This is a genomic window from Chryseobacterium sp. OSA05B, from assembly GCF_019970065.1.
In the GTDB taxonomy this organism is placed as follows: domain Bacteria; phylum Bacteroidota; class Bacteroidia; order Flavobacteriales; family Weeksellaceae; genus Chryseobacterium.
The window spans coordinates 166,805-192,489 of the sequence record NZ_JAHXYH010000006.1; the positions used below are offsets into that span (position 1 = coordinate 166,805).

Annotated in this window: 16 protein-coding genes and 1 riboswitch; of the genes, 1 reads left to right on the forward strand and 15 read right to left on the reverse strand. The window is 39.6% G+C overall.

Going from position 1 to position 25,685, the window contains the following annotated elements; translation table 11 throughout:
* Position 1: 1 nt before the first annotated feature.
* From LC419_RS20580 to LC419_RS20645, 14 genes are all read right to left on the reverse strand, one after another.
* Positions 2-553: a nucleotidyltransferase family protein gene (locus LC419_RS20580; protein ID WP_223609105.1), complete on the reverse strand. Its 552-nt coding sequence runs from the start codon at positions 551-553 to the stop codon at positions 2-4.
* Positions 554-633: 80 nt separating this feature from the next.
* The gene (locus LC419_RS20585) at positions 634-2,025 is read right to left on the reverse strand and encodes an RtcB family protein (RefSeq protein ID WP_223609106.1); all 1,392 of its coding nucleotides are present in this window, start codon (positions 2,023-2,025) and stop codon (positions 634-636) included.
* Between the two features lie 26 nt (positions 2,026-2,051).
* Complete coding sequence (locus tag LC419_RS20590; RefSeq protein WP_223609107.1) at positions 2,052-2,786, reverse strand: hypothetical protein; 735 nt, start codon at positions 2,784-2,786, stop codon at positions 2,052-2,054.
* Between the two features lie 411 nt (positions 2,787-3,197).
* Positions 3,198-4,178 (reverse strand): M28 family peptidase, encoded by a 981-nt coding sequence (locus LC419_RS20595; protein WP_223609108.1) that lies wholly within the window; start codon positions 4,176-4,178, stop codon positions 3,198-3,200.
* Positions 4,179-4,254: 76 nt separating this feature from the next.
* Positions 4,255-6,375 carry a methylmalonyl-CoA mutase gene (gene scpA, locus LC419_RS20600; RefSeq protein ID WP_223609109.1) on the reverse strand — a complete coding sequence of 707 codons (2,121 nt, stop codon included), beginning with the start codon at positions 6,373-6,375 and terminating at the stop codon, positions 4,255-4,257.
* Positions 6,376-6,514: 139 nt separating this feature from the next.
* Positions 6,515-9,577, reverse strand: coding sequence for a reprolysin-like metallopeptidase (locus LC419_RS20605; protein WP_223609110.1), 3,063 nt, complete (start codon positions 9,575-9,577; stop codon positions 6,515-6,517).
* 136 nt (positions 9,578-9,713) lie between these two features.
* Positions 9,714-11,750 carry a prolyl oligopeptidase family protein gene (locus LC419_RS20610; RefSeq protein WP_223609180.1) on the reverse strand — a complete coding sequence of 679 codons (2,037 nt, stop codon included), beginning with the start codon at positions 11,748-11,750 and terminating at the stop codon, positions 9,714-9,716.
* A gap of 161 nt (positions 11,751-11,911) precedes the next feature.
* Positions 11,912-12,586, reverse strand: coding sequence for a hypothetical protein (locus LC419_RS20615; RefSeq protein WP_223609111.1), 675 nt, complete (start codon positions 12,584-12,586; stop codon positions 11,912-11,914).
* Positions 12,587-12,599: 13 nt separating this feature from the next.
* Positions 12,600-13,271 (reverse strand): hypothetical protein, encoded by a 672-nt coding sequence (locus LC419_RS20620; RefSeq protein ID WP_223609112.1) that lies wholly within the window; start codon positions 13,269-13,271, stop codon positions 12,600-12,602.
* A gap of 77 nt (positions 13,272-13,348) precedes the next feature.
* The gene (gene prfA / locus LC419_RS20625; protein WP_223609113.1) at positions 13,349-14,434 is read right to left on the reverse strand and encodes a peptide chain release factor 1; all 1,086 of its coding nucleotides are present in this window, start codon (positions 14,432-14,434) and stop codon (positions 13,349-13,351) included.
* Between the two features lie 507 nt (positions 14,435-14,941).
* Positions 14,942-16,315, reverse strand: coding sequence for an APC family permease (locus LC419_RS20630; RefSeq protein WP_223609114.1), 1,374 nt, complete (start codon positions 16,313-16,315; stop codon positions 14,942-14,944).
* Complete coding sequence (locus LC419_RS20635) at positions 16,251-18,671, reverse strand: TonB-dependent siderophore receptor (protein WP_223609115.1); 2,421 nt, start codon at positions 18,669-18,671, stop codon at positions 16,251-16,253. Before LC419_RS20635 ends, LC419_RS20630 begins: the two co-directional genes overlap by 65 nt.
* Before the next feature lie 102 nt (positions 18,672-18,773).
* Positions 18,774-18,882, reverse strand: a riboswitch (SAM riboswitch).
* Between the two features lie 245 nt (positions 18,883-19,127).
* On the reverse strand, positions 19,128-21,965 hold the full coding sequence (locus LC419_RS20640; protein ID WP_223609116.1) for an alpha-amylase family glycosyl hydrolase: 2,838 nt from the start codon (positions 21,963-21,965) through the stop codon (positions 19,128-19,130).
* A gap of 215 nt (positions 21,966-22,180) precedes the next feature.
* Positions 22,181-24,259, reverse strand: a complete 2,079-nt coding sequence (locus LC419_RS20645; protein WP_223609117.1) for a T9SS type A sorting domain-containing protein — start codon at positions 24,257-24,259, stop codon at positions 22,181-22,183.
* A 151-nt stretch (positions 24,260-24,410) separates the two neighbouring features.
* Between LC419_RS20645 and LC419_RS20650 the strand changes: the two genes are divergently transcribed.
* Positions 24,411-25,280 carry a helix-turn-helix transcriptional regulator gene (locus tag LC419_RS20650; protein WP_223609118.1) on the forward strand — a complete coding sequence of 290 codons (870 nt, stop codon included), beginning with the start codon at positions 24,411-24,413 and terminating at the stop codon, positions 25,278-25,280.
* Positions 25,281-25,375: 95 nt separating this feature from the next.
* On the opposite strand, the gene LC419_RS20655 is transcribed toward LC419_RS20650, so the two are convergent.
* Positions 25,376-25,660 (reverse strand): hypothetical protein, encoded by a 285-nt coding sequence (locus LC419_RS20655; RefSeq protein WP_175548930.1) that lies wholly within the window; start codon positions 25,658-25,660, stop codon positions 25,376-25,378.
* Positions 25,661-25,685 lie beyond the last annotated feature (25 nt).

The following is a 25,685-nucleotide window of genomic DNA, read 5'->3' on the forward strand; positions in this document are numbered from 1 at the left end:
TTTAATCTACTTTAGGAATTTCATTTAATTTTGGATGACCAACAGGGTCAATTCCTTTTTCCACCAAATCTTTGGTTGCCATTACAGCCCAGCATTTATCACTGGAATGGATATTTCTGTAAAAAGTCAGTAAAACATCCGGCTTAACAACAGTAAAACCATCTATCTCAATCGTATCCAGATCATTTTTTTCAAAGAAATCTATGGTGATTCTATGAGATTTCCCATTTTCCAGTTCTACCGTTTTCTCATATCTCCTGAATTTTTCTTCACTCTGAATATGATCATACCGGGTCCATACTTTCTGAAAACCTTCCTGTTGAAGGATCATGACTGTTTCTGCTGTATTTTCTTTTTTTACAAAAACATCAATATCCTTATGGTCGTGGGCATGTTTGTATTCCCTATGCCCTTTTTCTGACATAAAATGCCATGCCCAGCCGCCGGATATGATGACTTTATCCTTTAATTTATTTAAAATTTCAAGTCCGTGGCGGATTCTAAATTCCGGCCAGACTTCTCCATATCTTTTTATATTATGAGGTGCTCCCATTTTTTCGTTTTTTTTTAGTTACCAGTTTCCGGTTGCCAGTTGAAATTCACAACTAATAACCAGAAACCCGCAACTGAAATTTATTTATCCATTCTCACAATTCTAGGCTGAAATGTTCCGAGGATGTCTACCAGTTCACTCTGAGCATTCATCACTTCATGAATGTCTTTGTAAGCCATCGGTGCCTCTTCTGTGTTACCGCCCATTAAAGTGACCTTCTTCAGCTTCAGTTCTTTTTTGATGTCATTCTGAGTGAAAAGGTTTCTGCATTCGCCTCTCGAATGGGCTCTTCCTGCTCCATGTGATGCTGAATTCAAAGAATCAGGATTTCCTTTTCCACGAACGATAAAACCTTTTGCAGTCATGGATCCTGGAATCATTCCCAATTCATTTTCATTGGCCGGTGTAGCGCCTTTTCTGTGGACAATCACTTCTTTTCCGTTATGGATTTCCTTCCATGCGAAATTGTGGTGATTTTCTATCCTGGCCTTTACTCTTCCTCCGACAGCTTTTACCAACCTTCTGTGAATGTCATCGTGACAGGCAGAAGCATAGTCACCGGCAAGATTCATCGCCGTCCAGTATTCCAGTCCGAGATGGGTATTCAGATCCAGCCAGGCAAACTGTTGCGCTTCTTTTGGCAGCGGACACTGATCTGCAGCTACCCTTGAGTAGTATTGTGCGATCTCAGCTCCCAAGCCTCTGGAACCACTGTGAGAAAGTATTCCCAGGTATTTTCCTTTCGGCAATCCAATCTGATCATCTTCTTCCGTGATTTCCACTTCTCCGAATTCCACGAAATGATTTCCACCTCCGGATGAGCCCATCTGCTTGATGGCTTTTCCTTTTAATCTTCTCAAAACCGGAATCATGTCGAAGGTATCTCTCTCAAAGATTTCATGATCTATATGAGATTTGTGAGTTTCGTACATCCCGAATTTGGTATGTTCCGCAAGCGCTTTTTCATATTTGTCTCTTGCTCCGTCAAGATATGAAACCGGTATATCCAAAATACTGAGGCTCATCCTGCAGCCGATATCCATTCCTACTCCGTAGGGGATTACTGCATTTTCTACAGCCAGGACACCCCCAATCGGCAGTCCGTAACCGCTGTGTGCATCGGGCATTAAAGCGCCCTGCGTTGAGATTGGCAGTTTTAAAGCTGTATACAGCTGGTTTTTGGCTTCTTCCGAAATATTGGTTCCAAAGATCTGGAATGAAGCGCGCTGGGTGTTAAGCATTCTTTTTTCTGTTTTTCTGGATGAAAGCAGCGATTCTGCAATCTGTCCGAAAGTCAGGTCTTTTTCAAAGTTCTCCGGATGGAGGAGGATGTCTTTTAAAATAGATTTTACATGATGAATATTCGTCGTTGCAAAATTTCTTTTCATCACCTCCAAAGCCACATTGACGCTTTGATTATTTGGATATCCCAGTTTTAATATATCTTTTCCTTTTAGTTTTAAATTTCCCATTGTTTTTGTTTTAAATAATTTTGGACTTATAAGTCCTCAAAATAGTCTGCAATCTCCGTTGCAGACAGGATGCAGTTTGCATATTTCCTGCTTTTGATAAGATCATTTTCATATTCCCTTTTCCATGGATTTGATTTACCGTTAATTGTTTTTTGAATAATACCGGCCACTTTATACTGCTTTAAATATGATCCCAGCTCATCGAACTCTTTTTCCAGTTCTGAATCCAATGGTTTGTAATGGGTGATCATATTGGGTCTTATCCGTAAGGTGAATCTCCAAGGTTCAATGAATTCGTAGTAGGTTTCATTCCTTTTTCTGAATGGATTGTATTCTTCTTTTCTAAGAAAATACTGCCTTTCTCTTGGGGTCAGCCCAAATTTGGGGTCTGTCCATGCATAGAAGGAAATGCGGCTGAGCTTCTGTTCTTTCTCCACATAGATCCTTCGTCCGAACTTTTTTCTCTTTTTGAGAAACAGTCGGCTTTCGGAATACATATAGGTGTTGATCTTCTTCAGAATTCCTTCAAAGAAGTCTGCGTCTTTGGATCTTTTCACCTCATCATTCAGTACGAAGAACCTCAAAAATCCTCTCTGGTAGGGGTTTTCCAGCGGAATCCAAGGGATATTTCTTCTGATATCCCACAGCTTTTCACTACGATTATACTTTTTTCTTATCTGTTTTTCTACATCTTTTATACCTGTTCTTTTTCTGCTTCTAGCGCTTCTAAGGCGGTGAAACAGAACGTTATTATTTTCCATTAATGATAAGACACAAGATGCCAGATACAAGGTCCAAGACTTTGGATTTGTTTTACATCCTTTCTTATTCAACTAAAACTTAAGTTGATTGGTTTTACGATAATGAACAGCATGAAATAGGAATCATCAGGATCTTTTCATTTTGTTCTTAAATGACACTAAAAAATTTCGGGAAACTGGAGTTTAGATATTGCGCAATAAAAAACCCGAAATCTTACGACTTCGGGTTTTGATATTTCGTTGTACTATTATTCTAAGAGTATACCAAACCACGAAGCCTTACCACCATAAGTGGTACTCCAGCTGAAGAATTTTGATTCGTTTTGAACATTGCTTCGTTGTTTTTTTATTGGTTAAACTTTATTTTCAGGTGCAAATATAATATTTTTTCTTAATATTAAAATATTTTTTTTACTTCATATGGATCAGACTCAGAAAAATACCGTCTATTACTTTGGTCATTCTAGGAAGATCCAGTGTTTCCACAGTATCTGTTGTCTCATGATAATTTTTGTTTCTGAAAAACGATGTATCGGTGATCATCAGCGCAGAATAACCGAATTTCCAATAGTTAAGATGATCTGAGAAATCTGTTCCTTTTATAAATTTCGGAGCGGTAAAAGTTTCTGTTTTGATCTGGTTGGCTTCTTTAAACTGCGTCCTGAAATTATTTACAAAATCCCCGGCTCCGAACTTTTTGACCAATGTTATAAAATCTCCTTTATTCCCATAAACCCAAGACAAAATCCCTAATGGATAGCTTTGTGAGTCCTTTCCATCCTTGAAATACCCGATCATTTCCACACTTGCCATTCCATATACATCGATGTTAGAATCTTTTAAATACTGAGCATGGATGTGGCTTCCCATATTTTCCGTCCTGAAATAGGGAGGTTCTTCTAATGTATAGGCTACAAGGTCTATTCTGTAATTCAGTTTTTGGTCCTTAAGCATTCTGGCAAGTTCCAGAAGGGCTGTCACTCCGGTAGCATTGTCATCTGCTCCCTGCTGATCTCCGCAAACGTCATAATGGGCACCGATAATGATTCTTTTTTGATGTTCCGTACCGAAAGAAGTGATAACATTTTTATAGGTTTTACCTTCAATAGTATATTCCTGAAAGGTCGTACTGTCACCATATTTACTGAAATCCTGTTTAATATAATCTGCAACAGCATTCAGCTGATCAACATTTTTGTGATTTCTGAATTCAGGGATTTGTGTAAGAGCTTTGAGATGGCTTTTAACCAGATTGATATCCGCCGGTACCGGAGATTTCTGAACCGGCCTGTTTCCGGAGTCTGTCGCGAAACAAAATACAGCGATAAAAATTAAGCCTGCAACAATAATGATCTTACTGGCTGCAGGCTTTGTTATATTTTTAAAATTCATCTCACGGTATACTTTATGGTTGAAGAACTGAAATTAATACTTTTCAACCAATCTGCACAGCGAGTGAAGTTTTATTTTAGTTTTCTAAAAATTTCTGTAGGATTTCTACCGCACATTTCGGAAGGTTGGTTCCCGGGCCGAAAATGAAATCGGCACCATTGGCATACAGGAATTCATAATCCTGTTGCGGAATAACGCCTCCTACTACGATGGTTACGTCATCAGCACCCAGTTTTTTAAGTTCTTCTACAACCTGAGGAACAAGGGTCTTATGGCCTGCTGCGAGAGAGGAAACTCCAAGAATGTGGATGTCGTTTTCCACAGCCTGTTTCGCTACTTCTTCAGGGGTCTGGAACAATGGCGCCACATCGACGTCAAATCCCATATCTGCAAATGCGGTAGCTACCACTTTGGCACCTCTGTCGTGTCCGTCCTGACCCATTTTAGCGACCATAATTCTTGGACGGCGTCCTTCTGCTTCTTCAAATTTCTGAGTCAGATGAAGGGCTTTTTCAAAATATTCGTTTTTCCCGGCGTTCATAGCATATACTCCAGAGATTGTTCTGATATTGGCTTTATATCTTCCGAAAGTTTCTTCCATAGCATCACTCATTTCACCAAGAGTCACTCTTCTTCTTGCTGCTTCGATGCATAAAGCTAAAAGGTTTCCGTTTCCTGTTTTAGCACTTTCACGGATTTCGTCCAGGATTTCCGTAACGGCTTCAGGATTTCTTTCTGCTTTTATTTTTTCAAGTCTTTCGATCTGTTTTCTTCGAACTTCCGTATTATCGATATCCAGGATCTCAATTCCGTCCTGCTTTAAGGTTGTTCTGAATGAATTTACCCCAATGATGAATTCTTCACCGCTGTCTATTTTAGCCTGTTTTTTAGCTGCAGCTTCTTCAATCCTCATTTTAGGAATTCCGGCTTCAATGGCTTTGGTCATTCCCCCTTCCTGCTCTACCTCATCGATGTATTTCATCGCCTCCTCAATCATCTGCTGGGTAAGGCTTTCCACAAGGTTACTTCCCCCCATAGGATCTACTACATCACAGATCCCGCTTTCCTGCTGAAGGATAATCTGGGTATTTCTTGCAATTTTCGCTGAATAGTCGGTAGGAAGTGCAATAGCTTCATCCAGTGCATTCGTATGTAGCGACTGGGTTCCGCCTAAAGCAGAAGAAAGGGCCTCAATAGCCGTTCTGGTAATATTATTAAATGGTTCCTGCTCTGTAAGTGACCATCCTGAAGTTTGAGAGTGGGTTCTTAATGCTAAAGATTTTGCATTCTGTGGACTGAACTGTTTTAAAAGAGTGGCCCAAATGTATCTTGCAGCACGCATTTTTGCAATTTCCATGAAGTGATTCATCCCGATCGCCCAGAAAAATGAAAGTCTTGGAGCAAAATCATCGACATTCATTCCGGCTTTGATTCCTGTTCTTACATATTCAAGGCCGTCTGCCAGCGTGTAAGCCATTTCCAGTACCGGAGTGGCACCCGCTTCCTGCATGTGGTATCCTGAGATGGAAATAGAGTTGAATTTCGGAATATTCTGCGCAGTATATTCAAAGATATCTGCAATAATCTTCATGGAAGGAGCCGGCGGATAGATATAGGTATTTCTTACCATGAACTCTTTCAAAATATCATTCTGAATGGTTCCAGAGAGAAGTTCCTGTTTTACACCCTGCTCTTCAGCAGCTACAATATAGAAAGACAAAATAGGAAGTACCGCACCGTTCATGGTCATGGATACCGAGATCTGATCTAGCGGAATCTCGTTGAACAAGATCTTCATATCTTCCACAGAATCGATGGCTACGCCGGCTTTTCCGACATCTCCTACCACTCTTGAGTGATCGGAATCATATCCTCTGTGTGTGGCAAGGTCAAATGCAACCGATAGTCCTTTCTGCCCTGCTGCCAGATTTCTTCTGTAAAATGCATTGGATTCTTCAGCGGTGGAAAAACCTGCGTACTGTCTCACAGTCCATGGCTTCTGCACATACATTGTGGAATACGGGCCTCTGAGAAAAGGAGCAATTCCTGGAGAAGTCTGTGTTAAAGATTCATTTTTAACATCTTTTGGGGTGTAAGATGATTTTAACTCTAATCCGTCTTTTTCAAAATTATAGATCTCTCTTTCCAGAGGGTCTACGCTAAAATCCGGTTTTTTCACAGAAATTGTCTTTCGCATTCCAATAATTTTTGTCAGCGTAAAGTTAATTTTTTTGAACGAAACATGAAACTTATGTTAACATTCAGTTTTCCTGAATTTTAAGCATAAAAAAAGACCGGACAAAATGCCCGGTCTCCTTTATAGATATACTTACTTATTATTTTTTGATAAGTTTAGTATTGTATGTGTTTTTGTCATCTTTAAGAGTGATCACATACATTCCTTTGATCAGTGATGCAACATTAATTCTGTTGTTACCATCTGTCTGACCTTGCTGAACTAATCTTCCGTCTGCACTGAAGATGCTGTAGTCAGCTTTCCCTTTCAGGTTCTTCACTTCCACGAAAGTATCTGCAGGGTTTGGATAGATAGAAATTTCAGATGTTTTTGGTCCGTTTACATCATCTACTGCCAATCCGCCAGTGATTTTTACAGAGAAATCTTTAAATGAACCCTGAGAAATAACTCCTCCTCCTGTTACACCAACAGATGGGCTTCCACATGGCCCTGTAGCCGTATTAAAGAAAGTGTTTGCCACTCTCATTCTTAAAAGTTTATCTCCTGAATAGGCAGCAGCTGGAACAGTAAACACGATTGTTCCTTGATATTGTCCATTAGCAGGTGGAACTGTACTTTTAGAACCTATTTTCTCGGAAGCTTCAAAAACTCCATTTCTGTTATAATCTATCCATACTTCCATCTTATCATTATAACCAGCCTGGTTACCTACATTGAAATAAGACATAGTGTACTGTGTTCCTTTAGTTAAATTAATCACCTTGGTCGCATCTTCACTAAAATCCTGATAAGTGCTGAAAATAGTCTTATATGTTAATTGTGAATAGGCTAAATTAGATAGGTTTAATTGAGCCAAACCACTATTAAAGCCAAAGCTGGCAAAGCTATTTCCACCAGTAGTCATTAAACAATAATCTGTACCTGTTCTAAGACCTTTTGTTTTGAAAGTATAGTTTGTAGAGAATGCTCCCGGTACGCTGTTTACAACAGCTGCTACCTGAGCTTCATAATTAGACTCATCTTCAAGACCGCTTAATAAAACAGAGCTTGTAGGGCTTGTAGCATTCAACCAGTTCGTCTGTCCTACTTTTCTGTAGTTAATAGAGTATGTAGCACCTGGTACACTGTTCCAAGACAGTCTAGCCGTAGTTTTTAAAATTTCAGTTCCTAATGCAAAAACACCTGTTGGGGCTGCTGTAGTAGAAGTAGGGGCTGCGCCTACAGTCACTTGTGGAGATACTGCATAGAATATGTTTCCAATTGCAGAAATCTTAAGTTTAACAGCTCCGGATAAGCTAGCTGGCATTTGTGCAGTATAGCTTCCTGTATTTGGAGTAGAAGCTACCAATTCTGTCCACGTAGCTCCGTTGACAAGATCTGTAGTATACTCAATTTTTACATTGGCTGCATTATATGGTGCTGTATTGGTATTGGCAACATCCCATGTAATTGTATTAGAAGCATTGTTATACAAAGTTGTAGAAGCTGTAACACCTGAAAACTTAAACGGTCCGTCATTTCCAACAGTTACCGTTGTTTCAGCAGAGGCAAGCATAGGTCTTGTTGCGTTCTCATCCCTTACAGTTACTGCGTAATGTAAAGTTCTAGGAACATAAGAAACAGTTTCCCAACTTGGGTTTGTAGCGCTTCCAAAGACTGTTTTATTCGTTAAAACTCCGCTCATTACCAAAGGTAAACTTGGGAAATATCTTCTTCCGCTTGCTGTTCCGAAATAAGATCTTGTTAAAGCACCCTGCGCGCTATATCCCCATCCACTATCTCCAGAAATGGAATTGTAAGAGTCAACACTGTCATACTGCTCCCAAGTATACTTAATAGGATCAGCATCTGTAGCAGTCGCATCAAGGTAATATGCAGTCCCTTTAGGAATACTGTAAGCTGTAAGAGGTGAAATAACAGGAGCCGTATTTGTTGTAATTTCCATTGATGTTCCACATGCTGGCTTACTATCCAAGCTGTTTAATATCTGATTAACAGACGAATAATGGAAATAGGCATCCGTAACATCCTGCACATTATCTCCTGTGATTCCTGCATATCCCATTATGGTTGTACCACCTCCTGGTTCTACATTTACGCCAGATCCTTCTGAAACATGAGAAAATGTATGATTACCACCCAACTGGTGTCCCATTTCGTGCGCTGCGTAATCGATATCAAATGCATCTCCCATAGGATTTGCGCTTTGAGTGAATGCAGATCCTTTTGCCAGAGTGGTAGCCGTCGCCGGGTTTACACAGGTAGAACCTATAGAACCCGCATTACCATTTCCACCTGCAGCGTTAAAGACATGTCCCATATCATAATTGGCGTTACCAACGATACTGGTCAATGTTTGTTGTAGCTGTAAGTTTAATGATGGATCAGTATTTACTACAGGAGGCGTGTAAAAATCTGTTGCCGGGTCTGTGTAAATAATATTTGGAAGATCCTGAATGATCAGTTTAATTCCGAAATCCTTTTCAAAAATTCCATTAACACGGTTCATGGTAGCGTTCATTTGTGCTACTGTATTTGCCGTTCCTCCAGCTGGATCAAATTTTTTGGTATACTCACCAGTAACCGCTAAAGCCAATCTATAAGTTCTATATTTTGTACTTGCAGGTCTGTTGGTAATTCCTACATTAGAAAGATTCTTTTTCCCGTTAGCTTCTAACGCTTTAATATCTTTTAAATTCTTTTCTTCTGATGTACACTCAAAGCCATGCTCGCTTTCAGTTCGTTTAGTTTTATAAAAAACACCGTAAGTCCCTCTATCATTAGTTATGGGTTCAATAAACTGAAATATCCCATCCTTAATAATCATCGATTGGATCTCTCTTGGAGAAGTACTGAACCTCAAATATTTGGAAGGATCATCTACACCAACTCCTACATAAGATCCCAGCTGATATCGGTCTGCCATAGATTTCTCCATAACAGGATCGCTGTATACCGCAAACTTTTCAATTTTCCCTTCTGCTGTAGGAAGAGAAACAATAACAGCCTGTGCTCCTTTTCCTGTTTCTACTGCATCTTTCAAAAGCTCTCTTAGGGATGAAACATCCACTTTGTAAGAGTACTTAACTTCAACTTCTTTTCTGATTTCAGAAGTTTTTTGCGAGGCAGGTACCCACCTCTGTGCATTAAGACTGGCCAAACTGCCTGCCAATGCACAAACTAGTAAAATTCTTTTTTTCATAACTGAACTACATGAATAGAATTAATAAATTTTAAATATCCAGAACAAAAATAACAATTTATAACATAGTACAATTAAAAAAAATGGCTAATTTTAATAAAATTAGCCATTTTGGTTCTTTTTTTGTTATTTATAACTATTTATTAATTCCCATTTCATATAAAGCAAAAGAAATAAGGTCCGCATTTTCACTAATGACCTGTTCTGTTGCTCTTCCCGCACCATGACCTGCGTTTTTCTCAATTCTTAATAATATTGGATTTTTACATCCCTGCTTTTCCTGAAGTTCAGCTCCGAATTTGAATGAATGCGCCGGAACTACCCTGTCATCATGGTCACTTGTAATGATCATTGTAGAAGGATAACATGTTCCTTTTTTCACATTATGAACCGGAGAATAGGATTTAAGATATTCAAACATTTCTTTGCTGTCTTCTGGCGTTCCATAGTCATATGACCATCCAGCTCCGGCTGTGAATTTGTTGTATCTCAGCATATCCAGCACGCCAACACCCGGGAAAGCGACTTTAGCCAGATCAGGACGCATCGTCATGGTAGCTCCTACCAGAAGTCCTCCGTTTGATCTTCCGGACAGCGCCATGTATTCTTTTGAAGTATAGCCTTTCTTCTGTAAATATTCTCCTGCAGCAATGAAATCTTCGAAAACATTTTTCTTCTGGGTCTTTGTTCCTGCATCATGCCATTTTTTACCATATTCACCACCACCTCTGATGTTCGGTACAGCATAGATTCCTCCGTTTTCCATCCAGATGGCGTTTACTACAGAGAATGAAGGCTGAAGACTGATATTGAAACCGCCGTAAGAATACAGAATCGTTGGATTTTTACCGTTAAGCTTGGTGCCTTTTTTATAATTGATCATCATCGGAACTTTCGTACCGTCTTTTGAAGTATAGAATACCTGCTCAGAAACGTAATCATCAGGATTGAATTTCACTTTCGGCTTCTGATAAACTTCCCATTTTCCAGAATCTGCATTAAATTTATAGGTAGTCCCCGGTGTGATATAGTTGCTGAAAGAGAAATAAAGCTCTTTTTCCTCCTTTTTACCCCCAAAACCACTTACATTTCCTTTTCCGGGAAGTGTAATTTCTCTTACCAGCTTTCCTGTTTTATCAAACTGCTTCACCTGATCGATCGCGTCCACCATATACGTTGCAAAAAAGTATCCACCTCCTGAAGAGATTCCCAAAACATTCTCTGTCTGCGGAATAACATCTTTCCAGGTTTCCGGGGAAGGATTGGCAATACTTGTTTTTACCAGACGCATATTCGGAGCATCTTTATCCGTAAATATAAACAGGTCATCTCCTTGTGTGTCCACAATATTTACATTAATATCAAACCCTTTGTTGATTTGTACAAAATCACCACCTTTCTTCAGGTCTTTGATGTACAGTTCATTTCCATTCGTTGCATTGGCAGCAGAAATGATAAGGTATCTCTGATCTTCAGAAACATCAGCCCCAAGATATCTTCTGGGTGTTTTATCACCTCCAAAAATCAGTTGATCAGCAGACTGCTTGGTTCCTAATTTATGGAAATACACTTTATGCTTATCGGTCATTCCTGAAAGTACGGTTCCTTCTTTTGGCTTATCATAGCTTGAATAGTAAAACCCTTCATCACCCTGCCATGAAATTCCACTGAATTTTACGTCTACCAGCGTTTCGTCGATTTGCTTTTTAGTGATTGCATCAATGATGATGATCTTATTCCAGTCACTTCCGCCTTCAGAAATGGAATAGGCAGCCAGGTTTCCTTTTTTGTTGAATGACAGATTGGAAAGTGAAGTGGTTCCTTTTTCTGAAAATTTATTCGGATCTAAAAAGATTTCCGTTGCTTTGGTCTTATTGTTTGTTCTGTATAGGACAGACTGTGCCTGAAGGCCGTCATTTTTATAATAATAGGTGTAATCTCCCTCTTTGAAAGGTGCTGAAATTTTTTCGTAATTCCAGATATCTTTCAGCTGATCCTTGATCTTATTTCTGAAAGGAATCTTAGCAAGATAATTCTGGCTGTAGGCTACTTCATCGTCTACCCATTTCTTTGTAGCTTCAGAATCGTTTTCAAGATCTCTGAAAGGGTCAGCAACAGCTGTACCGAAATAGGTATCTGTCTGACTTCCTTTTATGGCATTAGGATAATTCATTTTTTGAGCATAAAAAGTTGCTGAAAACAGGACTCCAGCAGTTAATAAAAGAGGTTTAAAATTCATAATCAAGGGTTTTCTCAAAAATACGTAAAGTATGTGAAATAAAAAAAGCCCTGATACCAGAGCTTTTAATCACAAAAAATATTTTCTACAGATCCTTATTTGGACCCGAAACTTTCAAAGTAAAAATCCGTCAATCCTGAAACTATTTCATCAGGACTGCCATTCCAATAGTAAGTTTTTCCACCTTCATTTAACTGATACAGACTAAACTTTTGTTCGGTAACGACTGTTTTATCTGCATTTTTAAAATCCTGCACGCTCTGAAGCAGGTATTTTTTAAGCTCTTCCGGCTTTACATTTTTAATATCACCAGACGGAATATCAGAAAATTTTGCAGGAACCCTGAAACTTACGGAATAACTGACCTCAGCAATTTTTTGATCTTCTACATGTTCATTCTGGACTATTTTTACGTCTTTAACGGTAAGTTTTCCTCTTTTGAAATTCTCCATCATTGCACTAAAGTATCCTTCTGCTTCTTTTCTGCATGCATCAGCAGTTTCTTTGGAAAAAACAGATAAAAAATGATCTGTGCTTTCTTTCATCATTTCCAGGGATACTGTATTAAAGTCAACCTGATAAGCCGTTTCACCTTCTACGGTCGGTCTTAAGTAATCATTCAGCTTGTTCAGAACAGCCGTATCATTATTAACGAAAGTACCGAAGTACATTTCAAAGACTTCCGAAGGTTTTTTCACCTCGGTTTGAGCCATCAGATTCTGACTTAAAACAGCCAGCATCAGCACTATGATGATCTTAAAATTTTTCATATTGATATTTTTTCTAATGATTTAAGCTTTTAAAGTAGGAATTATTCAGCTTCCAGACTAATTCCTGCGGGCCGCCGTTCCAGTAGTAAGTATTTCCTTCTTTTTTAACCTGATAAAGTTTAAAAATCTGATGTACCGTCGATTTCTTTTCTGATTTTGCAAAAGCTTTTGTTTTGTTTTTCAAATAGCTCTTCAAATCTTCTGCATTCATTTTCCTCGCTTCCTCAAGCTTGAGTGTAGAAACGTTTGCGGGAACAGGAAAACTTAGATCCACGCTAAGTTCTGTCACCCAACTGTTAGCTGCATATTCATTTTTGACTTCTTTTGTACTTTTTACAACGTATCCGGTGTTCTTTACATTGTTTAAAAGGGCACTGAAATATTCCCCCGCCTCGGCCTGGCATGCAGCCGCCGTTTCCTTTGGAAGGTTGGCAAGGAAGTTCCCAGTAAGAACCTGAATCTCATCATTAAAAGATTTGTTCAGGTCTATTGTATACGTATTTTCCGTCCCAAGGAATGGGGCAAGATAGTCATTAAGCTGTTGCAGGGCACGTTCGTCCTGTTTTACAAAAGTATTAAAATAGATCCCGAATACCTGCTCCGGTTTCAGAGCGTCAGTCTGTGCAGAAAGATTCTGAATACAGAACAGCAGCATCACCAATACAATTCTCATCGTTCCTTTCATAGTGTAGTTTTTAAAATATCTGAATTTAAAGCAAAAAAAAGCCCTTGAAATTCAAGAGCTGATTGATATATCTGTTTTTAATAATTCTCTTCTTCTCCTTTCATCTTCTCTGCATTTTCCGCCATGATTACGGCATCTATCATTTCAGAGATATCTCCGTTCATATAGGCATCCAGATTATACATGGATTTGTTGATTCTGTGATCCGTCACCCTTCCCTGAGGATAGTTATAGGTTTTGATCTTTGCAGAACGGTCACCGGTAGAAACCATAGATTTACGTTGGGCTGCAATATCACCCTGAACTTTCTGCAATTCGATGTCATATAGTTTGGTTCTCAACATTTCCATTGCCAATTCACGGTTAGCCAGCTGGGAACGTGCCTGCTGACAAACAACCACCATCCCTGAAGGTTTGTGCGTCAGCTGAACTTTCGTTTCAACCTTGTTTACGTTCTGACCTCCGGCTCCACCTGAACGGGATGTCTGCATTTCAATATCGGCAGGATTCAGTTCAAAATCCACCTCTTCAGCTTCCGGTAATACGGCAATGGTGATAGCGGACGTATGAACTCTACCCTGAGATTCTGTTTCAGGAACACGCTGTACACGGTGAACTCCGGACTCGAATTTCATAATTCCGTAAACGCCTTCTCCTTCCACCTTCATGATCAGTTCTTTATAACCTTTTGCTGCTTCATTAGAATCAGTCACTTCATGTCTCCAGCCTTTTGTTTTGAAATACATGCTGTACATTCTGTAAACATCTTCCACAAAAATAGCCGCTTCATCACCTCCTGTTCCGGCACGAAGTTCTACAATAATGTTTTTGTCGTCGGCAGGATCTTTAGGAATCAATAAAACCTTAAGCTCTTCTTCCAATCCCGGAAGTTTAGCCTGAGCTTCTACTTTTTCCTCCTTTGCCATATCTACTAAATCTCTGTCTGAGCCGTCAGCAATGATTTCTTCAGATTCTGCAATATTATCTAAAGCACTTTTATACTGATCGTACACTCTTACAATCTTTCCCAAATCACTGTACTCTTTGTTCAGAGAAGAATATTTTTTTTGATCTGAAATGATATCAGGCTGTATAATAAGGTCTGCAACCTCATTATATCTTTGTTTAATAGCTTCTAATTTTGGAATTAATGATTTAGACATTCTGCAATTTTTGAGAGTGCAAAGATAAGAATTATTAATTCAAATCTCAATGCCATTTTTATAAAGCATAAGTATTTGGTATATATTCTTTTGTCCTGAAACAAAAACAGCGAAAATTCCATACTTTCCTATAATCTAACCTGAGTTCGGGTTAACAAAATTAAGATGATAAAGACTGAAGTCGGAAAAAGGAGGCTGGAAATTGTTATTAGACATTAATCATAAAAGGTTGTCATAAAATTTGATTTCAAATAACTTTAAACGCTGTGGTCGCAAAAAATTTTTAATTCAATCTGAAAAAAATTGTTCGCAAAGGCATACCACTCAGCAAAAACAGCAAGCAGCCTTTGCTTAACAAAGTGCCCTTGCGAACGAAAAATAACATTATCAATAGAGCTTGCGGATCTTGCGTTAAATATATGAACAGGCTATTTACCCACCATGCCATTCTGAACTCAGATTTATCTAAATGGAAAAAGATATTTTAATAAAAATGCCAACTCCTATTTATTCAGATGGCTTTTTAAAAAACTTTTTATCCACAACATATAAGATCAGTCCGAATGCTACAATTCCCAGTCCTATGATACTCTCTTTAGGATTATGGATGAGGGTAAAGTAGAGAATATAGATGCTGAAAAGCAGAAAAACGGCAGGAAATATATAGAACACATTGGATTTAAATATTTTCCGCTGGTCTTTTTTAAGAAAGAAAACCGTGGAAATAGAGAGACTGGCAAATAGCTGCAGAATGAATGCGGTATAAACAAAGATCTCTTTAAAGCTTCCCGTCAGGATAATCACTGAAGCTATCAATGCATGGGCAAAAATGGCTCTTACCGGAATTCCTTTTTTATTATTGACGGCCAAAGATCTCCACAAATGATTTTCCTTTGCAAAAGCCTGCGTCAACCTTGATCCCACCCATAAATAACCACTGATCGTCGCAATCAGCTGCAGTGCAATAAAAATGTTGACGATTTTTCCGAAACTTGTTCCCAGCATATTCCCCGCTGCTTCACCCATCACATCTTCTTTTCCGGCCATCTGACTTACGGGGGCGTGTTTCAGCATGATAAAATTGACCAGCAGATAACTCACCGTTACGAAAACTGTACCCACAATCAAAGCTCTGGGAAGGTTCTTCTGCACTTCTTTTATTTCTCCCGCGATGTATGATGCGGAATTCCAACCGGTATAAGAATAAGTGACAAAAACCAGCGACGTTGCAAAAGCGGGAAGCATTATTTCATCCTGCCAGCTGTTTCCAAATTCCAGACTGTTCCCTGCCGAAGATCCCGGAAGTACAACGCCCAGGATAACCAGAACAATGATAAAAGCAATTTTGATAAAGGTGAAAAAATTATGAAACCTGCTGGAAGTCTTCAGGCTGAATGATAACGTCGCAGCCACCAGAAATATAAACACTATCGCAAAACCGTTTCCAAAGGAATAGTTAAACGCTGAGAGGTATTTTGACATCGCAAGGGCAGCCAGCGCTACCGGTGCAGAAAATCCTATAATCAGAGAGATCCAGCTTACGAGATACCCGAAAACCGGATGGTATGTTTCTTTGAGATAGATATAATCTCCTCCGTTTCCTTTGAAATAGGATCCAAGCTCCGCGTAGCAAAATGCCCCGAACAAAGCGAGAATCCCGCCAATGATCCACAACAGGAAAATGCTGTAGGTATTGGTAATATCAGACAGCTGAAAACCTAAAGTCGTAAATATCCCGGTCCCAATCATATTGGACACAACGATAGCAGCAGCGGTTTTCCAGCCGATCTGGTGTGTAGCAGTACTCATTGATCTGTTAAAAATTAAAATTAAGTCTTCCGAAGAAATAATTCCCCAGCGTTCCCATTTGAACCGGTGCATATTTAAACACGCCATAATAAGAATTCGCATAGATCTGAAGATCCGGGAAAACATCAAATACGTTATTGGCACCCACGGTCAGGTTGATGGTTTTCGTTATATCATATCCTACACTCACATCCGTAACCACCTTTGGAGAGAAGCTTTGTACTTTTCCGAACGGATAACCGTCTCTTATGACCTGGCCAAAATACGTATTTCTTACCATGAAATTGAATTTTCCTATAGCATAATTCAATCCCAGCGAAGCTTTTGTTTTGGGAGAAAGGGTTTCTATGATGTTGATCTGATCCGGTCCGAAAAACTGATCCTGTGTAGGTACAAGCTTTTCAGGAAAATGGAAATCTTTAATCTTCGTCTCCGTATAATTTCCCGCCAGGTTGATATTCAGATTTCCGCCACCGAGTTTCCAGTCGTAGGTAATTACGACATCAACTCCTTTTGTCTCGGTATCAATGGCATTGGCGAAAAACCTCCCGCTTTCTACGTTATACTGAGCCATTCTCGGATCTTCGATATTGCTCGTGATGACAATTCTGTCTTTTACTTTGATCCAATATCCGTCAACGGTTATAAACAATCTGTTGGCAGGTTTCAACGTAAATCCTGCACTGGCATTTACAGAAGTTTCCTGTTTTAATTGATCAAATCCGAGTGCTTTTGCCGCATCACTGTCATTCCTGAAAATTCCTTTGGTCACAATTCCCAATCCTGAGGTAGAAATATCTGCATAGGAATTATTAAAATACTGCTGCTGAAGTGACGGAGCCCTGAAACCTGTTCCCACAGCTGCCCGTACTGCATAATTTTTTACAAACTCATACCTGACAGCTAGTTTTCCATTCAACGTATTTCCAAAATCTGAGTAATTTTCAAATCTTCCCGCCAGATCTATATTCAATTTTTTAGCGATATCATAAGAAATATCGGCATAAACCGCCGCCGAATGTCTGGATTTTTTCAAAGCATTATCTGGTGAAAAACCGATAAACGACTGTGATCCTCCATTTCCTTCCACTGTGGAGCCCGGAACTGCTGGGTTTCCATTGATGTCATAACGGGTGTAAGAGGCCTCATCTCCCGGCTTTATCTCGTACTGTTCAAAACGGAATTCTCCACCAAATGCGACATTAAACTGATTCAGTTTTTTTGACACATCAAGATTAACGGTATTCTGAAGGAAGCTGTGCGCTCCGGCATAAAATCTGGTGGGAGATTTTGCACCTAATGAAGCGTTGTTCGTATTATTAACGTTGTAATTGAATGTATTGCTTCCGAATGTGTTGCTTAAATCGATAAACCAGCTATTCACATTGTATTTCGCCCCAACAGCATATGAAAAATCATAAACCTGCGAGCCCAGAGAAGCCTGGAATCCGTTTGGGTAAATAGAAGGCACCACATTGGATGTTTCACCTGGAAGTCTTCTGAAGCCAAAACCTTTCCCTTCTTTTAAACTGAAACCTCCAAAAGAATAGAGTTTCAGACTTTCACTTAACGGATATTCGGAGTTAAAAAACAATTGTGCCTGCCGGATCTGTGCATCTCCGATCTGGAAATTAAAATCATCACGGGTTAGTCCTCTTTCCCTTAATTTCTGATCATCAAGTGCCCTTGCTCCTTCCGGATCATCTGCGAATTCATAGGCAAAATTTTCCCCAAAGATGTCAAGATCATGATTTTGGGTCCTGGTCGTTTTACCTCTGTGGCTTAACTGCAATGAAAGATTGACATAGCTGTCTTTTTTACCCAGAGAAGACCCGTAATTGATTCCTGCCTGATAGGTCTCCCCATCATTTCTCCCACTGATTCCGTAGGATGCGGAAGCTGATGCCCCGATGTCTTTTTTAAGAATAATATTCACTACTCCTGCGATAGCATCAGAACCGTACTGAGCGGATGCTCCATCTCTTAAAACTTCAATCCTGTCGATAGCAATCACGGGAATCGTGCTTAAATCCGTTCCTACAGATCCGTTTCCTACGGTATTCTGATAATTGACCAATGAAGTACTGTGTCTTCTTTTGCCGTTGATCAGGACTAAAACCTGATCAGGTCCCATTCCTCTTAAAGTTACCGGATCGATATGTTCTGTCCCGTCTGAAGCGGACTGTCTCACGGAATTAAATGATGGGATCACATAGTTCAGAAGATCCTGAACCGTAGTTTGCGGAGCGGATCTCTGCAGCTTTTCTATATTGATAATGTCTACAGGAACCGGGGTTTCCAGTTTTGTTCTTTTGGTATTCCGGTTTCCTACGATCACCACATCTTCGATCTGAGTTCCTTTTTCCTGCTCCTGTGCATTCACTAAAACAGCTCCCAGGAGTATCACAGACAGACTTAATTTTTTCATCTTTCGTTCTTGTAAATTAATAATAAAATGCTTCCGCAGATTTGATCTGCAGTTAATAAAAAAGACTTCAAGAAATGGAATTGCTGTCAGAATAGTGACTTTTGCTCATCTTCCCCGCAACGGGCTGGAATTAGCACCTTTACACTTTTTAGAGACGTGCAGGTTGCTAAGGTTTCATAGGGCCAAATCCCTCCACCTTTCTTGATAAATCTACTGCAAAAGTAGACTAATATTTTTAATTGACCAAAAGAGGAATCGCTGAAATAATGATCCGAAAAATAATTTAAATTAACCGCCGATTTCTCAGATGCACACAGAGGTTTGTGTCTAATCGGATTGTTTATTCAGCATAATCAACAGGTGAATATTAAGTTTATTTCAATCATGTGGACATCTGGAAAGTTCGTGGTCAAAAAAAATAAAAAGGGATAACTTTCATTACCCCTTTTATCTGTATTATTGAATGACCATCTTCTGAATGGCTGTGCCTGTTTCAGAGCGGAGATGAACGAGATAGGTTCCCGGTGGGTAATCTGCTTTGAGTTCATAAGTTCCGTTTTCATTGTTTAATTTAAATGAATCCATTCTTTTACCACTCAAGTCAAAAATGACGATCTCTCCGTTCTTAGCTTTATGATAAATTAATTTTGCAGAGCCGTTTTTCACAGGATTATCTGCGATCTGAAGAGATAGTTTGTTGGCAGCATTCACATCCATTGTTGATAACGCTCCTGCGTAATTTCCAAAAATTCTGAATTCTCCAGGCTGCAGCATAATCGGAGTTGTTGTAGAGGCAAAATTTGAGATTGAATTGTCCATCAGATTCTGCCATTGACCCGCATATGGGAAATAGGGAACCACGTTCTGCGCCGAAGTGGAATAATTGGCCAGAACCACAATATTCTTCACTCCGTTTATGGCATTATCGTACACATAAATCCTTGTGATCAGACCTTGCGGATCATTGGTCAGGTTATTTGATTCTATTGTATAGGTTTTTGATTTGAAAACCGGGTAATTCTTTCTGATATTGATTATTTTAGCCCAGGTGTCATAAACCGCTTTTCTGTTTGCATTGGTATCATAGCCTAATGTGAAAGCAACCGGCTTCTCATCTGTACGACATCCGCTGTTGATGCTCCCGTCTGCACAACGGTTAATACTGAACTCATACCCAAGCTCTCCAAACTGCCAGATCATTTTCGGGCCGGGAATCGTAAAGAAAGTAGCACCGAATGTCTTCATCCTTTCAAGAGCTGTGTTCAGACTGGTTACATTATAGGCTCCGTTTACAGCTCCATAGGCAAGGTTCTTGAACATTAACCTTTCTTCGTCATGACTTTCTCCGTATCCTACCGCATTTTTATTGGTGAAACCGTGAAGCGCATGGTTCATTCTGTCGTAATTGCTGTTCTCCGCGTATCCCATTGTGTTTTGATTGTACGGATCTGTCTGCTTATTCCACAGCATGACGCCTTTTCCTTCAGCAACCCGGTAATTCGCCCACTGCTGCTCTTCCGCATCTGTTCCCAAATGTTCGAAGATCATATAAGAGTTAGGATCTATTTCCCATTGTCTGTCGGCATAATGTTTCATAATATCTACTCTGTCCTGCTGGTAAGCATTGGTACAGGTTTCATCATTTTCAGAACAATTTTGGGTAAAACCCTTCGTTAAATCCCACCGGAAACCATCGATATGATACTCGGTCAGCCATTGCTGAAGACTTCTTTCAACGTAATATTGAGTTGAAGGACTTGTATGATTAAAATCGTTGAATACATTATAAGAATGTTTAGGAACCTGGTTAAAATAAGGATTGTTGGCCACAATTTCGCCGTAACCGTCTCCGTCTGGATCTATATTCCAAAGTCTGGCTAGTGGAGAACGTCCTGTTGCATGATTAAAGGCAACATCCAAAATAACAGCAATCCCATTCTGGTGGCACAGATCTACAAATTCTTTGAATTTTTCAGGCGTTCCGTACGCTTTATCCAGTGCGTAATGAAAAGATGTATTATAACCCCAGGATAAGTTTCCTTCAAATTCCATAATGGGGAGCAGTTCAATGGCATTGATATTTAAGTTTTTTAAATAGGAAATCTTATTGATCAGTGACTGCCAGTTTTTTTCCTGTGTAAAATCTCTCAGCAATAATTCATATACCACGAGATCTTCCTTAGCCGGTCTCTGAAAATTGGTCACCTGCCAGTTGTAAGGAATCTGTCCCGTTTTAAAGGTTGAAACCTCAAAGTCCTGTCCCACAGGAAACGGAGGTAAATTCGGATAGGTAGAACTGGAAATCCACTGATCATCATAGGAAGATAGAATCTGTGGTGAATAAGGATCCGCCACTTTTTTAAGATCATTGGTTCTGTATTGGAATGTGTATAGCTGTTGTGGGGTTAGTCCGTTTAATTCAATCCAGTAAAGATCAGGATTGGCAATGTCTCTTTTCATTAAATAAGCATCATCTACCGCCCAGTTATTAAAACTCCCGATAATGTGTACAAAGTTTTTATGAGGCGCATACAGGGCAAGTCCTACTTTTGTCTGATCTGAAGCGTGGTAGTTGATTCCCTGTCTGATCCAGCTGGGAATGGCTTCCGAAATGACCGTTCTGGGAACCTGCAGCAGGAAAGAAGCATTCTTTGAGTTTGAATTCGCATCGGTCGCAATGAGTTCCATGCTGGCATCCTGAGTTACGGCATAGCTGTAAGTATAGGATTGTGAAGGAGTGGATGCCGTATTCACAACCGTTCCGTTTGCCTTCAGCTGAAATGTCGTATTTACATTTGTTGTTGCTGTAATATTAACAGAGGTTCCTGCCGGAATTGTAGTCAGGCTATTCGCTACAGGATTAGTCAGGGTTAAATTTAAAACACCTACATTGACAAAAATGTCCGGTGAGGTCTGGTGGGAACCTGTTTTATCTTTTAGCAGAAACCCAAACCTTCCGATTCCCGTTCTTCCGAAAAAAGCAGTCGGAGTCATGGTTAAAGAATAAGTATCTGTTGCTGGATTATAACTGAGTTTATTCAAATCACTGGAACTGTTCCAGCTTCCGTTGGTAGGACAATCCTGACTGTTCTGATAATTAGTGTCAAATGACCACGACCACATGTAGATGGCATTATTTGAAACATTCCAGGCTGATTCATCAATCTGATCTCCCGGAACCGTCAGGGTAATAACATCCGTTTCATTGAATGGATTAGGCGTAATCGTATAATTGATCTGCCCGAAAACCAATGCTGCAACAAACAGATAAACAAGGGAATAAAACTTCTTCATTTCTTTATTTTAATCGAATATAGTATTAATTTTCTTTTTATCACTTCATTTCACAGTGAAAAAATAAGCCATCAAAAAAGACCCATGAAAAATTTCATGAGCCTTCACGATAAAAGTAATTGTAATGAACTTTTTTTAAAATAAATCAATTTATGCCTTTACAACAAAGGGCTTTCCTAAAAAAGCCCCTGCTGATCAATCAAACGTATCGGGACTTAGTTTTTAATAATTTTCTTAGAAAAAACCTGTCCATTCTTTAACTTTAATTCTACCATATAAATTCCATTCGGAAGTCCGTTCATATTAATCTGGTTATTGGTATACTGGATATTCTTCAGTTTCTGCCCTACCATATTGATTACATTGACGCTTTCGATCAATGCATCTGCTTTGATATTAAGAACACCGTTCGTAGGGTTTGGATAAAATCCTACTGCTGGTGTATTTTTGATGATATCTGATGTTCCTAAAGCAGAACCTGTCTTGATGCATCTTACCGCAGATCCCTGCCCTCTCATCGCTCCAGAAGAAGGATTGGCAATAGTAGCCCCTATGTATAGGTATTTCCCTCCTGAGTTGGATGTGTCAGAGCTCCAGAAATATCCTCTCTGTCCCGCAAAGGTAAGCGCTCCGTTGGAAGAACTTCTGTATCCTGATGCAGGCAGCTTCAAGTGACTGTTAAATGCGGTTCCCGGGTTAGCAATATTTTCTGAATTTACAATAGCGGTCCATTCAGCCTGAGAAGGCATTTTCCAGCCTGGTCCTACAGCCATACAAGGATCTGCTCCTACATTGACGGATACATTCGCAGCATTGGAAGCAGTCCATTTATCGGTAGCCGCAAAAGTCCCCCACCATGAAGGTGATCCGATGATAAAGGCGTTTGACCCGACCAATCCGTCCGGTGAATTCGGTGTTGTAGGTGCTGCCGTAGCCGAATTTCTCAGCTGGTGGCCATCATCCCATCTTCCCCATTGGAAAAGATCACCGTACGATGTTTCATCACCCAGTGAAGAGGATACCTGAGAACTTCCAAGATTCTGCTGCAGCCAGATATTTCCATCGCTCCCTCTTACGGTTGAATACGTTACTGTCTGTCCCTGATAAGTAAACGTCACACAGCCTGTATCTCCCGCATTGCTTCCCGGATCAGTATTGGTACATCCCGGAGGTGTTCCGTTCAGTGGAATTCTTTTCACTTTGGTAACGTCTTCAGAATAAGCAAGTACCAAATAATTATTAGCCTTATCAATCGCAAGGTCATTATATTTAGCTTCTCCTGCAGAAATAAAATCTCCACCATAGGTTACCCAATTCTGTGTAGCAGCATCGAATTTATAAACCGTATTTCTTAGCAAATCATTGTCCTCAAAACGGCTGGCTACTACAAAAGGTTGTCCGGATGCAGTCACTGCAATAGCTACATGCTGTACCCTTCCATCAGAAAAATCAGCCTGACCAAGCTGTATCCATGCATTTCCATTAAATTTCTTCACGTTAAGTTTCTGTCCGTTCGCGGAGCTGGCAACATAAGCTGCATACAGATTGTTATTACCATCTATAGCAATATCAGAGGTGTATTGCTCTGAAGAAGAAGCCGCATCTACGATAGTTCCTCCCACCAGTGTCCATGTATCTGTAGCTACTGCTGATGTACTGTTCTCATATACTCTTACACCCGATGCAATGTTGCATGTATAAATTTTCTGATTGGACCCGATCACCATTTCTGCAAATGATGCTCCATTTGAAAAGCCTGTATTTCCTACCTGCTCCCAGTTTCCGTTGGCATAACGCTGGACAGTTCCTGAGTTTTGTCCCCCGAATGTAAAGAGTACATTGGAAGGAGAAACCGCAGAAGCATGATAGTTGGCAGCAGATTCTGTAGCTTTTGGAAGCTGTGTCCATGAAGTTCCGTTAAACTGACGGACTTCAATTCCGGATCCCGGATATCCTACCTGATTGGTGTAAAAAATATTTCCCAAACCGTCAAGAGATAATGAATTGAAGGTTGCACTCCCATCTGTAATTCCCGCAACACCACCTACATAAGACCATGCAGTCCCGTTGAATTTCTGCACAGAGCCTTTAGCTACTGAAGTATCATAATAAGAAAGATAATAGTTTCCAGCCTGATCTACTGCCAGATTATTATAACTGCTCCCTCCTGCTGAAACTCCCTGCGCACCTCCTACATCCTCCCATTGCTGGGCATATAGATAACTTCCTACGATGGTTAGCAATGCTAAACCTGCTCCTATTTTACGGATCGCAAAATGTAAATTTTGAAACATATCTAATATTATTTTTAATTATTCTAAATTTAATTTAATTTTGCGCAAAATTACCTTTCATTCTTAACCCTGAGTTATCATTTCCAAACTTTTTGTTATCCGATGTAAGGCTTTTGATTCAAATTGTACCCTATCCGTAAAATCATTTCCTATGAAGAATCTCTCCAGGAGTGGACTGTTATTCAGTTCCGACAACATCAAGATCGTCATGCAGGAAGACCCACAGCCTGAAAAGTTTTCAAGATTGCATATGATTGAAAGCAGGGCAAGTTTCAGCCTGCTATTTTTGCTGAGTTCTAATATTAAACTGGAAGCCAATGACTGTGAGACTAAATTTCTGTTCAGGAAAAATCAATATATTCTACATTACTCTTCCCAGGAAAGTACCGCAGAGCTTTGGACAGAGAGCCAGGAAGCTTTAAAGTATTTACAGATTCAGATTAATTACCAGTATATTTTTAACCTCATCGATCCGGAATCGAGCAAGGAAAATGCAGATATCCTGGAAAACATGATCCGGAACAATTATATTTTCCTTCATCAAAGAACGCCACCTTATATGACCGTAGAAATGCATATGATTCTGAACGAACTGATCAGCTATTCAAAAAAAGGAATGGTGCAGCGGTTATTTGTGGAAGCCAAGATCATTAAACTTCTGATTCTGATTTTTGAACAGTTTAATGAAAAAAACACCGTACAGGCGGAACCGGGGACTTCTTTTGTGATCAAAAAATTCATTGATGAAAATTATCACAAAAACATCCGTGCGGAAGATATCGGAAAGCTTACCGGAATCAACCAGAATAAGATCAGGAAAGAATTTAAGGCGCAATACCAGATGACGGTTTCCGATTATATTTCAGAACTGAGAATGCTGAAAGCAAAGAAAATGATCATCGACAAAGGCATTATGATCAAAGAAATTGCCATTGAATGCGGGTATGAATATGTACAAAACTTCACCCGGGCATTTAAAAAGAAATTCGGGGTTTCTCCTGAAAAACTGAGAAACGGGTAATAAAAAAACCGCCTAAAAAATTAAGCGGTTTATATATGTTGTTTTGCTTTGATATTACTTTTTCAGAATTAAGGTGAAAAAGCAATGACAGTCAATTAATGATGATGTCCGTGATCGTGTAGGAACGGTCCGTTTCCTTTAGGGTTGCTGAAGACTACTTCTACGCCCTCCTGCTCATTAAGTTCTTTTCTTCTGATATCTTCCGGATCAAAAGGTTTTACTTTTCCGAAATATTCTTTCAGACCTTCAGTTAACCACATTGGGATTACCAAACCGAAGAACATGAAGATACACCAGAATCCTACTAAGAACATAATTATAAAGAATACAGTCCATAGGAACTGGTAGAACGGCCAAAATGCTGATAAAATCGTTATCATTCTCTTAAAGATTTTAGGCAAAAAT

What these genes read in the sequence shown, in the direction of transcription:
- LC419_RS20590 (WP_223609107.1), bottom strand. Translation starts at nt 2,786, where the DNA reads ATGGAAAATAATAACGTTCTGTTTCACCGCCTTAGAAGCGCTAGAAGC.
- LC419_RS20655 (WP_175548930.1), bottom strand. Translation starts at nt 25,660, where the DNA reads ATGATAACGATTTTATCAGCATTTTGGCCGTTCTACCAGTTCCTATGG.
- LC419_RS20635 (WP_223609115.1), bottom strand. Translation starts at nt 18,671, where the DNA reads ATGAAAAAATTAAGTCTGTCTGTGATACTCCTGGGAGCTGTTTTAGTG.
- LC419_RS20580 (WP_223609105.1), bottom strand. Translation starts at nt 553, where the DNA reads ATGGGAGCACCTCATAATATAAAAAGATATGGAGAAGTCTGGCCGGAA.
- LC419_RS20595 (WP_223609108.1), bottom strand. Translation starts at nt 4,178, where the DNA reads ATGAATTTTAAAAATATAACAAAGCCTGCAGCCAGTAAGATCATTATT.
- LC419_RS20620 (WP_223609112.1), bottom strand. Translation starts at nt 13,271, where the DNA reads ATGAAAGGAACGATGAGAATTGTATTGGTGATGCTGCTGTTCTGTATT.
- LC419_RS20585 (WP_223609106.1), bottom strand. Translation starts at nt 2,025, where the DNA reads ATGGGAAATTTAAAACTAAAAGGAAAAGATATATTAAAACTGGGATAT.
- LC419_RS20645 (WP_223609117.1), bottom strand. Translation starts at nt 24,259, where the DNA reads ATGTTTCAAAATTTACATTTTGCGATCCGTAAAATAGGAGCAGGTTTA.
- LC419_RS20650 (WP_223609118.1), top strand. Translation starts at nt 24,411, where the DNA reads ATGAAGAATCTCTCCAGGAGTGGACTGTTATTCAGTTCCGACAACATC.
- LC419_RS20605 (WP_223609110.1), bottom strand. Translation starts at nt 9,577, where the DNA reads ATGAAAAAAAGAATTTTACTAGTTTGTGCATTGGCAGGCAGTTTGGCC.
- LC419_RS20615 (WP_223609111.1), bottom strand. Translation starts at nt 12,586, where the DNA reads ATGAAAAATTTTAAGATCATCATAGTGCTGATGCTGGCTGTTTTAAGT.
- LC419_RS20630 (WP_223609114.1), bottom strand. Translation starts at nt 16,315, where the DNA reads ATGCACCGGTTCAAATGGGAACGCTGGGGAATTATTTCTTCGGAAGAC.
- prfA (WP_223609113.1), bottom strand. Translation starts at nt 14,434, where the DNA reads ATGTCTAAATCATTAATTCCAAAATTAGAAGCTATTAAACAAAGATAT.
- scpA (WP_223609109.1), bottom strand. Translation starts at nt 6,375, where the DNA reads ATGCGAAAGACAATTTCTGTGAAAAAACCGGATTTTAGCGTAGACCCT.
- LC419_RS20640 (WP_223609116.1), bottom strand. Translation starts at nt 21,965, where the DNA reads ATGAAGAAGTTTTATTCCCTTGTTTATCTGTTTGTTGCAGCATTGGTT.
- LC419_RS20610 (WP_223609180.1), bottom strand. Translation starts at nt 11,750, where the DNA reads ATGAATTATCCTAATGCCATAAAAGGAAGTCAGACAGATACCTATTTC.